This is a genomic window from Nocardia vinacea, assembly GCF_035920345.1.
Lineage (GTDB): Bacteria > Actinomycetota > Actinomycetes > Mycobacteriales > Mycobacteriaceae > Nocardia > Nocardia vinacea_A.
In genome coordinates this window covers 1,684,331-1,699,499 of record NZ_CP109149.1, presented here as the reverse complement: position 1 = coordinate 1,699,499, position 15,169 = coordinate 1,684,331, and the positions used below count along the sequence as shown (strand labels likewise).

At 65.6% G+C, this 15,169-nt stretch carries 15 protein-coding genes; 8 read left to right on the top strand and 7 right to left on the bottom strand.

What is annotated here, in order from left to right:
• Positions 1-335 precede the first annotated feature (335 nt).
• The 4 genes from OIE68_RS08065 (at position 336) to OIE68_RS08050 (ending at position 4,747) form a co-directional block, all read left to right on the top strand.
• A complete protein-coding gene (locus tag OIE68_RS08065) occupies positions 336-1,556 on the top strand; it encodes a CoA transferase (RefSeq protein WP_327098757.1) in 1,221 nt (406 codons plus the stop codon).
• Positions 1,557-1,640: 84 nt separating this feature from the next.
• Positions 1,641-2,939, top strand: a complete 1,299-nt coding sequence (locus tag OIE68_RS08060) for an amidohydrolase family protein (RefSeq protein WP_327098756.1) — start codon at positions 1,641-1,643, stop codon at positions 2,937-2,939.
• A gap of 3 nt (positions 2,940-2,942) precedes the next feature.
• Positions 2,943-4,451, top strand: a complete 1,509-nt coding sequence (locus OIE68_RS08055; protein WP_327098755.1) for a class I adenylate-forming enzyme family protein — start codon at positions 2,943-2,945, stop codon at positions 4,449-4,451.
• Entirely contained in the window at positions 4,448-4,747 is a 300-nt protein-coding gene (locus OIE68_RS08050; RefSeq protein WP_327098754.1) for a hypothetical protein, read from the top strand. The genes OIE68_RS08055 and OIE68_RS08050 overlap by 4 nt, the downstream gene beginning before the upstream one ends.
• Before the next feature lie 216 nt (positions 4,748-4,963).
• On the opposite strand, the gene OIE68_RS08045 is transcribed toward OIE68_RS08050, so the two are convergent.
• Positions 4,964-5,743 carry an alpha/beta hydrolase gene (locus OIE68_RS08045; RefSeq protein ID WP_327098753.1) on the bottom strand — a complete coding sequence of 260 codons (780 nt, stop codon included), beginning with the start codon at positions 5,741-5,743 and terminating at the stop codon, positions 4,964-4,966.
• A 53-nt stretch (positions 5,744-5,796) separates the two neighbouring features.
• Here OIE68_RS08045 and OIE68_RS08040 point away from each other — a divergent pair, with 53 nt between their 5' ends.
• Together OIE68_RS08040 and OIE68_RS08035 are read left to right on the top strand one after the other, a co-directional pair.
• Positions 5,797-6,033: a hypothetical protein gene (locus OIE68_RS08040; RefSeq protein ID WP_327098752.1), complete on the top strand. Its 237-nt coding sequence runs from the start codon at positions 5,797-5,799 to the stop codon at positions 6,031-6,033.
• A gap of 328 nt (positions 6,034-6,361) precedes the next feature.
• Positions 6,362-7,432, top strand: a complete 1,071-nt coding sequence (locus tag OIE68_RS08035) for an acyl-CoA desaturase (protein ID WP_327098751.1) — start codon at positions 6,362-6,364, stop codon at positions 7,430-7,432.
• A 204-nt stretch (positions 7,433-7,636) separates the two neighbouring features.
• On the opposite strand, the gene OIE68_RS08030 is transcribed toward OIE68_RS08035, so the two are convergent.
• The 3 genes from OIE68_RS08030 to OIE68_RS08020 all read right to left on the bottom strand — a co-directional run bounded on the left by OIE68_RS08030 (position 7,637) and on the right by OIE68_RS08020 (position 11,066).
• The gene (locus OIE68_RS08030; RefSeq protein ID WP_327098750.1) at positions 7,637-9,298 is read right to left on the bottom strand and encodes a thiolase C-terminal domain-containing protein; all 1,662 of its coding nucleotides are present in this window, start codon (positions 9,296-9,298) and stop codon (positions 7,637-7,639) included.
• A gap of 79 nt (positions 9,299-9,377) precedes the next feature.
• Positions 9,378-10,610, bottom strand: coding sequence for an amidohydrolase family protein (locus OIE68_RS08025; protein WP_327098749.1), 1,233 nt, complete (start codon positions 10,608-10,610; stop codon positions 9,378-9,380).
• A gap of 63 nt (positions 10,611-10,673) precedes the next feature.
• Positions 10,674-11,066 carry a pyridoxamine 5'-phosphate oxidase family protein gene (locus OIE68_RS08020; RefSeq protein WP_327098748.1) on the bottom strand — a complete coding sequence of 131 codons (393 nt, stop codon included), beginning with the start codon at positions 11,064-11,066 and terminating at the stop codon, positions 10,674-10,676.
• 165 nt (positions 11,067-11,231) lie between these two features.
• Between OIE68_RS08020 and OIE68_RS08015 the strand changes: the two genes are divergently transcribed.
• Both OIE68_RS08015 and OIE68_RS08010 read left to right on the top strand, forming a co-directional pair.
• A complete protein-coding gene (locus OIE68_RS08015) occupies positions 11,232-11,648 on the top strand; it encodes a Zn-ribbon domain-containing OB-fold protein (protein WP_327098747.1) in 417 nt (138 codons plus the stop codon).
• Positions 11,649-11,665: 17 nt separating this feature from the next.
• Entirely contained in the window at positions 11,666-12,814 is a 1,149-nt protein-coding gene (locus tag OIE68_RS08010; protein ID WP_327098746.1) for a thiolase family protein, read from the top strand.
• A 138-nt stretch (positions 12,815-12,952) separates the two neighbouring features.
• On the opposite strand, the gene OIE68_RS08005 is transcribed toward OIE68_RS08010, so the two are convergent.
• The 3 genes from OIE68_RS08005 to OIE68_RS07995 all read right to left on the bottom strand — a co-directional run bounded on the left by OIE68_RS08005 (position 12,953) and on the right by OIE68_RS07995 (position 15,152).
• Positions 12,953-13,573, bottom strand: a complete 621-nt coding sequence (locus OIE68_RS08005; RefSeq protein WP_327098745.1) for a cysteine hydrolase — start codon at positions 13,571-13,573, stop codon at positions 12,953-12,955.
• Entirely contained in the window at positions 13,570-14,571 is a 1,002-nt protein-coding gene (locus OIE68_RS08000) for an aromatic ring-hydroxylating oxygenase subunit alpha (protein WP_327098744.1), read from the bottom strand. Before OIE68_RS08000 ends, OIE68_RS08005 begins: the two co-directional genes overlap by 4 nt.
• A 113-nt stretch (positions 14,572-14,684) precedes the next feature.
• Positions 14,685-15,152, bottom strand: a complete 468-nt coding sequence (locus tag OIE68_RS07995) for an LLM class flavin-dependent oxidoreductase (protein ID WP_327098743.1) — start codon at positions 15,150-15,152, stop codon at positions 14,685-14,687.
• Positions 15,153-15,169 lie beyond the last annotated feature (17 nt).

Here is a 15,169-nt window from a genome sequence, read left to right as displayed (position 1 = left end):
CTGTGCTGACGGCTCACTCGCTGACGCTCGCTCACAACTCCACCTCGCCAGCACTCGGCTCCGCCGTGCGCGAAAGCGCGCTGTATTGGTCGGTTCGCTCGCTGCGCTCGCTCACATCTCCTCCTGATCATCCGGCACGCACCGGCCACTGTTGTCGAGCCTCACCGCCCTCGCGCGCGACAGGCGGTGAGCTCCGGGTACCCGGGGAGCGACACTGATCCCCTTCGGACGACGTTGTCCGAGACCCGCCTGGATTATCCATCCTGGATGCTTAACTGTAAGCATTACCGTATATTACTTCAAGACGGTGAGCAATCGCAGGAAAGGGAGCTCCTATGTCGGGTCTGCTCAATGATGTCCGAGTAGTCGAACTGGCGTCCTGGACGTACGTGCCCAGCGCCGGCGCCGCACTGGCGGATTGGGGCGCGGATGTGATCAAGATCGAGGACACCAGGGGCGGCGATCCGTGTCGCGCCCTGGTGGTCGGCGGCCTGGATCCTGCGCGTTCGCCGGTGCAGGCCAACTACATGATGGAACTCGGCAACCACGGCAAGCGCAGCATCGGCGTGGACATCAAATCCGAGCGCGGGCACGAGATCCTGGGCAAGCTGATCGCGAATGCGGACGTGTTCCTGACCAATTGGCTGCCCGGACCGCTCGAACGGGCCGGTTTGTCCGTCGACCGGATTCGCGAATTCAACCCGAAGATCATCATCGCCCGCGGCAGCGGCCACGGCAGTCGCGGACCGGAACGCGAACGCGGCGGATTCGACGGTGCCAGCTACCTGGCGCGCGCCGGCGTCGCATACGCGCTCACCCCGCCGGACGCCGAATATCCCATGGCCCAGGGACCAGCCTTCGGCGACCTCCAGGGCGGCATCACTCTGGCAGGCGGCGTCACGGCGGCCCTGTTCCACCGGGAGCGCACCGGACATGCCCCGATCGTCGATAGTTCCCTACTGGCGCAAGGCATGTGGGCCGTCGCACCGGATATCGCGGCGGCCGACTACTACGACATCGACCGGATTCCGCCGAATCCCGCGGGCACCGCACTCAATCCCGCGGTCAACCGGTACAAGACGCGCGACGGCCGCTGGATGCAGATGATGCTGCTGCAGGCCGACCGGTACTGGCGCGGATTCTGCGAGCGCATCGGGCGGGCCGATATGGCCACCGACGAACGGTTCGTTCCGCTGGCGAATCTCGTCGTCAACCACGAGACCGCCACCGCCGAACTCCGCAAGACCTTTGCCGAACGCGATCTCGCCGATTGGCAGAAGGTCCTTGCCGAGGAGCCGGGTGTGTGGGCCACCATCGCCAGCCCCCAGGAGGTCCTCGACGACCCCCAGGTGGCCGCCAACGGCTATCTGATGACGTTGACCGACAGCGCCGGTAAGGCATACCGAACCGTCAGCGCCCCAGTGCAATTCGATGAAACCCCGGCGCCACCGAGCCGCTCGCCGGAGTACAGCGAGCACACCGAGACCATCCTGCTCGAACTCGGCATGGACTGGGACGACATCGTCGCTGCCAAGGATGCGGGCGCTGTCCTCTGACCCGGATTCCGCCGACCAACCCGCAAAGCCTCACCATAGGCTATATTGTAAGCCATACTGTAACCGCCTCGAAGGAGTGTGGAAGTGGACAAGAACGACATGATCCTGATCAGCGTCGATGACCACATCATCGAACCGCCGGACATGTTCAAAAACCACCTGCCGAAGAAGTACGCCGCCGACGCACCGCGGCTGATACACACCGACGACGGCGCCGACATGTGGAAGTTCCGCGACATCGTGGTTCCCAATGTGGCACTCAACGCGGTGGCGGGGCGGCCGAAAGACGAGTACGGGCTCGAACCCGAAGGGCTCGACGAGATCCGGCCCGGCTGCTACGACGTCGATGAGCGCGTCAAGGATATGAATGCCGGCGGCATTCTGGCGTCGATGAACTTCCCGTCGTTTCCGGGCTTCGCGGCCCGCCTGTTCGCCACCGACGATTCGGACTTCTCGCTGGCCCTGGTGCGGGCCTACAACGACTGGCACATCGATGAGTGGTGCGGCGCCTATCCGGGGCGCTTCATTCCCATGACGCTGCCGGTGATCTGGGATGCCGAACTGTGCGCCGCCGAGGTGCGCCGCTGCGCGGCCAAAGGTGTGCATTCGCTGACGTTCACGGAGAACCCCGCGGCGTTGGGCTACCCCAGTTTCCATGACCCGTACTGGAATCCGCTGTGGCAGGCCCTGGTCGATACCGACACCGTGTGCAGCGTCCACATCGGATCATCGGGACGGCTCTCGATACCCGCGGTCGACTCGCCGCCGGATGTGATGATCACTCTCCAACCCATGAATATCGTGCAGGCCGCCGCGGATCTGCTGTGGTCCAAGCCCGTCAAGGACTATCCGGATCTGAAGATCGCACTGTCCGAGGGCGGCACCGGCTGGATCCCGTACTTCCTGGAACGCGTCGACCGCACCTTCGAAATGCATTCGGCGTGGACCCTGCAGGACTTCGGCGGCAAGCTGCCGTCGGAGGTTTTCCGGGACCACTTCCTGACCTGTTTCATCAGCGATCCGATCGGTGTGCGGCTGCGCAACGAGATCGGCATCGACAACATCTCGTGGGAAGCCGACTACCCGCACAGCGACTCCATGTGGCCCGACGCCCCCGAGGCACTGCACGAGGTGCTCCAGCGCGAGCAGGTGCCCGACGACGAGATCGACAAGATGACGCATCTGAACGCGATGCGCTGGTACTCCTTCGACCCGTTCGCCCATGTGCCGCGCGAGAAGGCCACCGTCGGCGCGTTGCGCGCGGCCGCCGCGGACCACGATGTCAGCATCCAGGCTCGCAGCCACAGGGCCACCCCGGCCGAGGAGAAGTTGCGGCAGTTCCAGTCGCAGATCAAAGCGGCCACCGCCCAGAACGCGAGCTGAGGTTTGAGCATTTCGCTATTGCTCGACATGGTCGAGGCCGACGATCCCGCGCGGCTCGCGGTGGTGTCCGGCAATGTTCGGGTGAGTACCGCGGAACTGGGCGCCATGGCCCGCGGCGCGGCAGGGCTGATCGGTTCGTCGGGTGTCGGGCACGTCGCATACGTCGGCACCGGTGGTGTCATGGTGCCCCTGCTGCTGTTCGGCTCTGCCCGAGCCGGACGAGCGTTCACCCCATTGAACTACCGCCTCAGCCCCTCGGCGCTGCGCGAGCTGATCGACCGGTTGCCCGCACCGCTGGTGGTGGTCGACGCCGAGTATGCCGGGGCGGTCGAGGGTGCGGGCAAACAGATCATCGACACCGACCTGTTCCTCGCCGCCACCCGAGCCGCGGCATCGGACACCGAGATCGTCGAGGCCGCACCCGAAGACGTCGCGGTCGTGCTGTTCACCTCCGGCACGACCGCACGTCCCAAGGCAGTGGAGCTGACCCATGCCAACCTGACGAGCTATGTCATGGGCACCGTCGACTTCGGCTCGGCCTCCCCCGGCGACGCCGCGCTGATCTGTGTGCCGCCGTATCACATCGCCGGCGTCGGCGCGGCACTGTCGAATCTCTACGCCGGACGAAAGATGGTGTACCTCAGGCAGTTCGAGCCACGGGAGTGGATCCGGCTGGTGAACGACGAGCAGATCACCAACGCGACCGTGGTACCGACGATGCTCGATCGGATCGTCACCACGCTCGACGCCGCACCGGTGGCACTGCCGACCCTGCGCACCCTCGCCTACGGGGGCTCGAAGGCACCGATGCCACTCGTGCGCAAGACCCTCGAGCTGCTGCCCGACGTCGGCCTGGTGAACGCCTACGGCCTGACCGAGACCAGTTCGACCACCGCGGTGCTCACCCCCGAGGATCACCGCAGCGCGTACCACGCCGACGATCCCGTCGTCGCGAGACGGCTCGGCTCGATCGGCCGCGCGGTCCCCGGCATCGAACTGCAGATCCGCGCGGAGGACGGCACGATCGCCGCCCCAGGCGAGACCGGCGCGCTGTTCGTCCGCGGCCCGCAGGTGTCGGGTGCCTACGCCGATATCGGTTCGGTCCTCGACGGCGAAGGCTGGTTCCCAACCAACGATCTCGCCACGATCGACGACGACGGATACCTTTTCCTCGGGGGCCGCAGCGACGACACCATCATCCGGGGCGGTGAGAACATCGCACCGGCCGAACTCGAGGACGTGCTCGTCGAACACCCGCACGTCCACGAGGCCGCGGTGATCGGCATCCTGGACCCGCAGTGGGGACAGATCATCGTCGCCGTGGTCGTTCCTGCGCCCGGCAGCGACCCGGAACCGGAAGCACTGCGCGACTACGTCCAGGCCAATCTCCGCGGGTCGCGAACACCGGACCGCATCGTGTTCCGCGATCAGCTGCCCACCACACCGACCGGGAAAGTGCTGCGGCGCAACCTGATCGAAGAACTCACACCAACCAGCGAGGAAGCATCGTGATCAACAGTGGCGCCCGGCTGGAAAGCCAGGTCTGCGAAACCCAGGTAATCGTCATCAGAGCCACTGACGCGCTCGACGAGCTGCGCTGTGGCGGCGCCCCGATGGTGCCGATCGGAGCCGAGAAGACCACTACCGGCCTCGACCCGAAGTTCGCCGACGGCACCGCCCTCGGGAAACGGTACGTCCACGAATCCGGGGCCGAAATCCTCGTCACCCGACCCGGATCCGGCACGCTCGCCATGCACGACACACCGTTGGAACTCAAGCAGGCCAAAACACTGCCATCCAGCGACTGACACGCAGGAAGCGGGCAATGGGCATGGAAGGTCACGACCGTCGCCAACCCTAGTTGGTCATGTCAACTGCGGGCTTCACGTCAAGATCTCGCAGCAGCTCGACCAGATTGATCCGCCACCTGACATGCGGAACGAAATCGAAGCCGAGGTGAACGACGACGTCCCGACTTCGGGCGCCAGGAGTCGAGCCGTGTCGAATACCGGTGGTCGGCCGGTTCAGAGGTCTGCGAGGAATTCGTTGACGGTCTTGGCGAAGCCGTCGGGGTCGTTGGCGTAGACGAAGTGGTCGGTGTCGAGTTCGACTATGCGGGTGTTCGGGCGGCGTTGGACCATCGCGTCGGCCTGTTCGCGCGGAATCACGCCGTGTGTGGCCCGGATGAGCAACGCGGGGCAGGTGCTGGCTTCCCAATCGGCCCAATGGTCGCCGTGCACTAGGTCTTCGGAGTCGACGATGTCGCGGGGGTGGAACGGCAGGCTCCAGCTGCCGTCGGCGCGTTCGCGCGCCAAATCGGCGAAGTGGGCGGCCATCGGCCCGATGGCGTCGACGAGTTCCTGACGGGTGGGTGCCTCGTAGGGCAGGGCGAGCACGAACTGCAGCGGGTTGTGGCCGTCGAGGCCGAGGCTGACAGCGCCGTCGGCGTCGATGAAGGCCTCGACGCGCTCGGGGTACCGGGCGGCGAACTGGTAGGCATTGATGCCGCCGAGCGAATGCCCAAGCAGCACAACGCTATCCAGGCCGAGATGGTCCAGTAGCGCAGCGATGTCGGCGAGGTAACCGGCACGGGAGTAGTCGCCGGCGCGGTCGGAGAACCCGTGCCCGCGCTGATCGAGACCGATCAGCCGCCAGCCAGGCGCCAGCCGTTCGGCCAGCTCGGCGAAGCTGGCGGCCTCGGACATGTGGCCGTGCAGCGCCAGCAGCGGCCGCCCGGCGCCACCGAAGTCCAGGTAGGACATGCGGCGGCCATTGATGTCGAAAGTTGCTCGGGTAGTGGTCATTTCGGTCTCCTTCGCGCTCGAACGAAGACCACGCTAGCCCAGATTAGACATTTGTGCAAGACAAACGTGCAAGGCCAGGCGAGCCCGCCGCCGAACTCGCCGACCAGGTGCTGCCGAGCCTGACCGCAGCCATGAACCTGCTCGGCAAGCAACATCCGGACGAGGCCGACAACTTCCGAGACACCGTCCTGGTCGCCGTCGAAGCCGCCGCCGGGCCCCGCACGGGTGAGTCCAGTCCCGCAGTGGCTGCGATGGCCCGCAAGATCACCGCGGCCCTCGACGCCGCCTGACGGGTGCGGGGTCGGCGCAGCGCACCTGGTCGCGGGGTCCTCTCGTCTTCGGCAATGCCGTCGCGGACGGGGCCGTCGGGTACGAGGTCCGGATCTGCGCCTCGGACCCTCGGACTGCGGTGCGCGTCCGCTATCACACCTCAGTCCGATTCCATGTCATACCAAGGGATTACATCGAACGAAAGTCCGGCCGATAGCTTCGAATCGTCACCTTCGCCCCGACACACCGAGCAGTTCCCGCTGAAATCAAATCTCCGATCGACATCGACCGGGCCGGTATAGAGGACGGGCCAAGGTGGCATCTCCGACCCAGCTCTCAGGAAGATCTATGACGACACCGGCCTTGGTCCCACAGCCATTTCCACGATCATCGCGGCGCAGGGGCGGCGACAGTGATTACGCCCGTCTGTTGCGCCGGATCTCCGACGCGGGACTGACGAACCGGCGTCCCCTCTACTACGCCGTCCGGCTCAGCCTCGTCGGGATCGCGTTCGCGGCCAGCTGGGCGGCGTTCGTCCTCATCGGCGACTCGTGGTGGACGCTCATGATCGCGGCGTTCATGGCCGTGACGTGCGCTCAGGTCGCACTCGTCATGCACGATGTCGCACACCGCCAAGTCTTCCGGTTACGGCGGCCGACGGAGGTCGTGGGCCGACTCGCCGGCAACGCCGGCATAGGCCTGGCCTACGGCTGGTGGCAGGACAAGCACACCCGGCATCACGCCAACCCGAACCACGAGGAACTCGACCCCGATGTCGCACCCGACATTCTGGTCTGGTCACAACGGCAGGCGCGGGCCAGCCGTGGCGTGGCTCGTCTCATCGGGAGCGCGCAGGCATTCCTGTTCTTCCCCCTACTGATGCTGGAGGGCCTGAACCTCCATGTGGCCGGCGCACGTGCGCTCAGAAATCGATCGGTTAAATACCGCGGATTGGAGGGCGCGCTGCTCTTCGGCCACTTCGCTGCCTATCTGACCGCACTGTTCGCGGTCCTGCCCGCCGACAAAGCCTTCGCGTTCCTCGCTGTCCACCAGGCGCTGTTCGGCCTGTACATGGGCTGCATCTTCGCCCCGAACCACAAGGGCATGCCAACCCTGACCGGCGACGACCGCCCCGACTACTTACGCCGGCAGGTACTGACGTCCCGAAACGTGCGAGGCGGCGTACTGACCGACCTCGCCCTCGGCGGGCTCAACTATCAGATCGAGCACCACTTGTTCCCGAGCATGCCGACGCCGAATCTGCGTCACGCCCAGGTGATCGTCCGCGACTACTGCGCCGAAATCGGCGTGCCGTACCACGAGACCGGGCTGATCTCCTCTTACCGCGAGGCGCTGAGGCACCTGCACCACGTCGGCGCGCCGCTGCGCACCACCGGCCGACACCAGGATGCCGGATGACGCCTTCCCCGGCCGGGCTGCGGCGCCACAAATAGCGCCGGGCCCGAGAGTTGCGTGCGGACAAGGCTGCTCGCGAATACTCGAGATGCGGCTCGTCGACTTCCGCGCACAGCGCCGACATCGCGATCCCGTCGATCTCGGTAACCCGGGCAGTCACTGCCGCGGTCACGGCGTCGCCGATCAGCAGATCGGTCTCCTCGGCCGTCACTGGTCCGCCCGCAGCAGCAGCACACCGCTGGGCGTCAGCCCACCGCTGGTGACCACACCGACCCGAGCGTCGGGAATCTGTCTGACTCCGGCTTGACCCCGGAGCTGGAGTACAGCCTCGCGGACCAGGCCCATGCCGTGGGTGCGCCCGTGCGATAGCTGCCCGCCGTGGGTATTGAGCGGCAGTACACCGTCGCGGGCGATGTTCTTGCCTTGCGCCAGAAAGTCTTTCGCCTCTCCGATACCGCAGAAACCGAGCGCCTCGATCCAGGACAGGCAGTTGAAGGTGAATCCGTCGTAGAGTTCGGCCACATCGACGTCGGCGGGCCTCAGGCTGGTGCGCGTCCACATGTGCGCGGCCTGGCCCAGCACCTGCGGTTCATGGGTGAGGGTGCTCTGATCCCATTCCAGCCGTTCGACGATCTGGGTGCCGACAGCCTCCACCAGAACCGGCGGCTGCGCCATATCTCGGGCGGTCTCCCGGGCAGAGACGATCACCGCCACCGCACCGTCGCACGGTACGTCGCAGTCGTAGAGGCCGAAGGGCGTGGTGATGGGACGCGCCGTGAGGTAGTCGTCCATGGTGAGCGGATCGCGGTATATCGCGGTCGGATCCAGTGCGGCATTGGCGCGTTGATTGAGCGCGATCCAGCCGAGGGTCTCGCGGTCGGTGCCGTAGCGGTGGAAGTGGCGCTGCGCGGTCTGCGCCAGCAGATGGGCCGCCGAGGTCGCGCCGAACGGCACGAGCCAGCCGTCGGTAATCCCGCCGGATGGCGAAATGCGTCCGGCGCGAACCAATTCCCCGTAGGTGGACTCCCATACGGTGCGGAAGCACAGCACGTGCCTGGCCAGCCCGCTGGCCACCGCCAGCATGGCGGCGACGACCGAACCGCCCGGCCCGAAGGTCTCCGCGCTGCCGTTGTACCAGGTCGGCCGGATACCCACGGCCGATTCGAGGGCGGTGACACCGCCCTCGCTGAACGGCCCGAAGGCACCGGATCCCGGATAGGTCGACAGCCCGTCGATATCCTCCAGGCGCAGGCCCGCGTCCTCGACCGCCGCCCGGCAGGCTTGCACCGTCAGCGACAGCGGGTCGGCCATCAACCGCCGCCCGAGGTCCGACATCCCGATTCCGGTGAGCGCGACCTTGTCCTCGAACTTCTCCGGTGACGCCATCGGCCGCACCCGTCCCGATATCGAGGCAAGCTCGATGTCGTCGGATGGCAAGGGAGCCAATGGGTTCTGCCCGTCCTGGTCGGACGCAGCCGCCGGGCGGAACAGCGGCAGCCACACCTCGCCGAGACGCTCGAACTCCACCTGCATACGGATACCGAGGGTCAGCTGCTCCGCTTCACATGCCACCGCATTGGTGGTCAGCCGCACGCGCGGATCCTCTTCCAGGGCAACCTGTGCCACTACATACGGCGTGGGCAGGCCAGGCACCTGGAAGCGGTGGTTCACCGTGAAGCCGATAAGGGTGGCGAAACCGCTCACCACCCGCACACCCATCCGGCCGCCGCGGCAGTAGCGGCAGACCGGTTGCGGCGGATGGATCAACGCGGCGCAGGACAGGCATTCCCGGATACGCAGGCGGCCGTCCGCGCCGGAGGTCCAGAAGAATTCGTTCTCGGGTGTGATGGACGGCTGTGGACGCGTCACGGTAGGCGACCAGCCTCACCGACGTGCCCGCGCGGCCGAACTTTCCCGGCGGGGAACTCCGCCGACCAATCCACTGTGCTCACCGGCTGCTCTCCAACACCGGCGGATGCTGCGCGGCCGGATCGGGATTCGCGATGGGCAACCCCATGAATCGGCGTGCGTTGTCGCCCATGAAGTCCCAGGTGCGGCGCTGGTCCATACCCTCGGCGTACTTCCAGTAGCTCTTCGGCTCCGGGAGTCCCTCCGGATGGGGGTAATCCGAGCCGAACATCACCCGGTCCCAGCCGACCGTCTCGACGACGTCGGCGACCGATCCCTCCCAGAACGGGCTGACCCAAATATTGCGCCGGAAGACCTCGAGGGGGTCTTCGGGGAAGTTCTGCGGCATCTTCTTGGTCAGGTCTGCCAGGTCGTGGAAGAGCGGATGGATCCACGAACTGCCGTTCTCCACACTGGCGACGCGCAGCTTCGGGAATCGGGTGAGGGTGCCGTGGCAGATCAGGCTGCCGATCATGTCGGAAATCTCCCGATGCCCGAGGGCCAGCCACCGGAATGAACTCATGGCCATGAAGTTCTTGGTGGCCGGCGGTTCCCACTTGTTGACGTACTCGTCGAGCGGCGGCTGGCTGGCATGCAGCACGATCGGCAGGCCGGCGTTCTCCACGTCGCGCCAGAACGGATCGAATTCCGGCAGTGCGGGCGAGCGCCAGCCACGGTGGTTCTTCACCGGCGCCGGTTTGATCAGCACCGCCTTCGCACCGTTCTCGAGCAGATATTCGAGTTCTCGCTGCGCGCCGTCGACTTCGGCGCAGTTGATGATCGGCGTGCTGAAGATCCGGTCCTGGTAGGCGAAGGTCCAGTGCTCCAGCATCCACTGGTTGAGTGCGTGGATGATGGTCTGTGTCAGCTCCGGATCATCGGCCGCGGAGTGCTCGACGAGGCTCGCCAGTGTCGGATAGTTGAGTGTTTCGCGGACGCCTTGGCGGTCGAGTTCGATGATCCGGTCTTCCGGATTGCGGGTGGCGGCGGGCGCTTCGATGGCGGCGCCCTGCATTTCACGGAGGGTGAGGCCCTCGGTGTTTTCACCGGCGAAGAACTTCTCGTGCGCGCCCGGCGCGGCGACACGATCGAAGGTCGGGTTCGGGATGAAGTCCGTGATCCGGCCGTTGATGGCGATCCGGGTGTGGCGGCCGATCTGGACGTACTGGACGGCCTGCCGGTACTGCTCGGGCAGGTATCGAGTGAGAGCTTCGGCGGTCTCGTACATGTGCGAGTCGGCATCGAAGATCGGGGCGGCTATCGGCTGCCTCATGTCTTGTCTCCTTCGTGGCGCCTGGCCGAGCGGCCCGAACGGCGTAAATGCCAGGCACACAGTCTATTTGGCGATGAACCTGGTTGCGTCGAGAAGCAGGACGACCCGATCGTCCACGTCGGCGGGCAGGCCGTTCTCGGTTTCGCCGTACCACTCGTTCAACATCGAATAGAACGACCCGCGCTCATCCCCTTCTACGGTGACCAGCCATCCTTGCGCCTCCAAGACCCGGGAGGGGGCGTCCGGATCGGTGATGAGGAAGGAATAGTTGGGGTTCGCCTGCAGGCTCGTGAACTTCCGCCGCGGAATCGTATGGCTCATGCGTAGATGTGCGCCGTCCCAGGTGAATCGCATCGGCGTCTGGTCCGGGGATCCGTGCGGGGTCACGGTTGCGAGCACGCCGACGATCGGGCGCCGCAGGAGGTCCTCGAATCCGGCAGGCACTTTCGACGTCATGATTCCACCACCCGTTCGCCACTGGTATCGAAATACATACCGTAATACCCTCCGGAGACCGTCGCAAGCACCGCAGGCGACCGTCGGGCACCAGAAACGGCATGGTTGTGACACCACTTCCGGTATGGCTTACTGTATATAAATCTACAACCTAGAGGAACGAGTATGCGGAGAATAATTGCCCCCGAGATCTCCAACTGGCCGGACGAAGACTTCCGGCTCGTCGGCGGAACGTGTGGCGAGTGCGGCGCGACCGTCTTCCCCATCCAGGACCTGTGCCCGCGGTGCAGTCGGCAGTCGATCGAACCGACCACACTCCCGCGTAACGGAACCCTGGTGGCCTGGACCACCCAGGGTTTCCTCCCAGGGGCGCCCTATCTCGGCGACGAGACGCCGAAAACCTTCGTTTCCTTCGGAGTCGGTCTGGTCCAGCTCGGCGACGTCATCCGGATCGAAGGCCGGCTCACCGAGAACGATCCGGACAAGCTGGAATTCGGAATGGAAGTCGTGCTGACGACCGTGCCGCTCGGCACCGACCCCGAAGGCAACGAAGTGCTCACCTTCGCCTTCCAACCAGCCTGAGGGACAGGACTTTTCACATGACCAACGATGTAGCGATCATCGGCGTGGGTATGCATCCATTCGGCCGCTTCGAAGGCAAGACGGCGATGCAGATGGGGACCGACGCCATTCGCGCCGCACTCGCCGACGCCGGATTGGAATGGCAAGACATTCAATTCGCCGTCGGTGGCAGTTGGGAAGTCGCCAATCCCGACGCGATCGTGAGCCTGATGGGACTGACCGGGATCCCCTTCACCAATGTCTTCAACGCCTGCGCCACCTCCGCGAGCGCCACCGAAGCCTGCGCCGACGGAATCCGGCTCGGCAAGTACGACATCGGCATCGCGATCGGCATGGACAAGCATCCGCGCGGCGCGTTCACCGTCGACCCCACCCTCGTCGGCATGCCCAAGTGGTACGGCGAAAACGGTCAATATCTGACCACGCAGTTCTTCGGGATGAAGGCCAACCGCTACCTGCACGACCACGGGATCTCCGTGCAGACCCTGGCCAAAGTCGCCGCAAAGAACTACCGCAACGGCATATTGAATCCGAACGCGTTCCGCCGCAAGGCAGTCTCCGAGGCGGACATCCTCGCCGCGCCGATGCTCAACTACCCACTGACCCACTACATGTTCTGCGCGCCGGACGAAGGCGCCGCCGCCGTGATCATGTGCCGAGCCGACATCGCGCACCGCTACACCAGCAAGCCGATCTACGTGCGCGCCGTCGCGGTGCGGACGCGCAGATACGGCGCGTATGAGGTCAATACGACATACGCACCGGTGCAGGAAGACGTGTCCCCCTCGGTCTACGCATCGCGCGCGGCGTTCGAGTCCGCGGGTATCTCACCAAGAGACATCGACGTCCTCCAGCTCCAGGACACCGATGCCGGAGCCGAGGTCATTCACATGGCCGAGGCCGGATTCTGCGCCGACGGAGACCAGGAGAAGCTGATCGCCGACGGTGTCACCGAGATCTCCGGTTCGATGCCGGTGAACACCGACGGCGGACTCATCGCGAACGGCGAACCCATCGGCGCCTCGGGAATGCGTCAGCTCCACGAACTCGTCCTGCAATTACGCGGGACCGCCGGCGACCGTCAGGTATCCGGCAATCCCAAGGCCGGCTTCGCGCTTCTCTACGGTGCTCCGGGCACCGCCGGGGCAACGATCGTCACCACCTGATCTCTCCACCGGCGCGGAAACCGGCCGGTTCGATGCGTGGCACGTATATGCACACTGCTGCCGCGCACCGAACTGGCCGAGATCGCCCCCGGTTCCAGCCGTCGACCGAATGGGATCGAGCTCGGTCGCGAGGTATACCTAGCGCCCCCAGGCTTGCAGCAGGTCCTCGGTCGTGGTCACGGTGGCCAGTAGGGACAGCGTGCTCTCGATGACAGCGGCTCCGTACTCGCGCGGCACCCCCGCTACCGCATCGCGTGGCAGCACAACGCGGTAGGCGGCATTCACCGCGTCCATGACCAGGTTGGGGATGGCCACATTGAGCGACACCCCGACCGCGACGATGGTCGAGACACCGAGATTGCGCAACACCGCGTCCAGATCCGTGCCACCCATCGGACCGAGGCCGTGTCGCCGCGTGAGAACCAGATCGCTGGGTTCCGGCCCGAGTTCCGGCAACAGCGTGGCGCCGGCACTGCCGGGAGTTACCTCGACACCGCGGCGGCCTATGGCGAAGAGTTCGGCATTGTGATTGGAGCCTTGGCCGTCGGCCCGTCGCCACACCACGCAATGCACCACCCGAACTCCGACCGCACGCGCCGCGGGCAACAACTTGCCGATATTGGGCAGTGCCTCACGACGCGCCTCATCCGCCAGGGCGGGCAGACCGGCATCGGGCCCGACGACTGCACCCTGACATTCCTGGGTGACGATGGCCGTATGCTCGGGTGCGACCAGATCCGGCAGCGCGAGCCGGCTCACGCGGTGCCGACCGGCGGTACGTCGTAGAACTGGGTGGCCCACTTGCGAAGCGACAGATACGGTTTCGCGTCCTTGGGTGAGAGCGGCGGGCGTTCGACGTACTTCTGATGACGCCAGATGCTCAGGTCTTCCCACACGGTGACCAGGAACTGCTTCTCGACGCGCTCACGAACCGCAGGCGGCGGAACATCGGAATCGTCTCCCGGATTGCGCGGCCACCAGATCGAATAGAACAGGTCCGAGCATTCGTCGTCGACGGGCGTCGTGGCGAAGATGAGCCGATGCTTGGACGATCCGTCGAACGCGCTGATGGAGCCGCCGAGACCGAACATCTGCGCGTGGATCTTCAACGCCATCTTCTCCGGATCGTCACTGCGGGCGTCGGGCCAGCCGGTGAGGAAGTTCCAGGTGTGGTCGACGACGCTGTAGTCCAGCATCCGCGGGGTGACGGTGGCGCCATGCACATACTCGAAATGCAGACTGTCCGGGCCGTTCTCGAGCACGACCTGGGGATGCACCGGCTCGCGATCGGTCTTGCGGGAGAACTCCGGATACGGACGGTAGAAGTTGTCCGGGTCGGTCTCGAGTTCCGGGAACAGCCGCAGGATATCGGGCATCTCCCACTGCGGTTCCTTGCCGTCGGGCTGATGCCACATGAACACACAGCCGTTTTGCTCGTTGACCGGGTAGACCCGCAGTCGCAGACCGCGGTTCGTCCGGTCTTCGCCGGGAATGCGGCGATTGGTGCCGTCCGGGCCCCATCGCCAGCCGTGGAACGGGCATTCGACACAGTCGCCGACCACCTTGCCGCCGTAGCCGATATGCGCACCGAGATGGCGGCAGTGCCCGGTCAATATGTGCAGTTCACCGGACTCGTCACGGTAGGCGACCAGATCCTCGCCGAAGTACCGGAGCGGCCGCACCTCACCTTGCGGAAATTCGGCCGACCACCCGACCATGAACCACCCGGTGACCTTCCAGGTGAAGGGGACCTCCACGTGACACCTCCAGACTTGCGAGGGCGGAAACCGCCGATACTGATATATTTACAGTAATACATATGGCATGGGTATCGCGACCCCTGCGGGACCGGTTTCCCGAACAGGCCGCGTCATCGTTCGGCGATGACGACTTGCCCGAACATTCGGACAAAGTTCACCGCCGCCTCCGGGCTCGAGCCGTCGACGTGCACCACCGCCCAAGCGGCACCGCGCTTTTCGAGATCGTCGAGGCAGTCCAGGGCCGTGCGCACCGTGCCCGCGTCGGCGAAATCCAAATGCGGACACACCACTTGGACGTCGACCGCATCCGGGTCACGGCCCGCCGCAGCCAGCCGACGACGCAGCGCGCTGACGCCGTCGCCGAACTGATCGGGATTCTCGATGGCCTTGGTGCGCATCGCCGCGGCCATATCCGCCCGTGCGATGATCGGCATCCACCCATCGCCGTGCTGCACCACCCGCCGCAAGGCCGCCGGACCATTGCCGCCGATCCAGATCGGCGGGTGCGGCCGTTGCACAGGCGCCTGCAGCCACAGTGGCCCCGGGCACCGAGATCCCGGAAATCCGTCGACCGTCACGAACCACCGCAGCCTCG

What these genes read in the sequence shown, in the direction of transcription:
- OIE68_RS08035 (WP_327098751.1), top strand. Translation starts at nt 6,362, where the DNA reads ATGACGACACCGGCCTTGGTCCCACAGCCATTTCCACGATCATCGCGG.
- OIE68_RS08025 (WP_327098749.1), bottom strand. Translation starts at nt 10,610, where the DNA reads ATGAGGCAGCCGATAGCCGCCCCGATCTTCGATGCCGACTCGCACATG.
- OIE68_RS08065 (WP_327098757.1), top strand. Translation starts at nt 336, where the DNA reads ATGTCGGGTCTGCTCAATGATGTCCGAGTAGTCGAACTGGCGTCCTGG.
- OIE68_RS08045 (WP_327098753.1), bottom strand. Translation starts at nt 5,743, where the DNA reads ATGACCACTACCCGAGCAACTTTCGACATCAATGGCCGCCGCATGTCC.
- OIE68_RS08010 (WP_327098746.1), top strand. Translation starts at nt 11,666, where the DNA reads ATGACCAACGATGTAGCGATCATCGGCGTGGGTATGCATCCATTCGGC.
- OIE68_RS08020 (WP_327098748.1), bottom strand. Translation starts at nt 11,066, where the DNA reads ATGACGTCGAAAGTGCCTGCCGGATTCGAGGACCTCCTGCGGCGCCCG.
- OIE68_RS08015 (WP_327098747.1), top strand. Translation starts at nt 11,232, where the DNA reads ATGCGGAGAATAATTGCCCCCGAGATCTCCAACTGGCCGGACGAAGAC.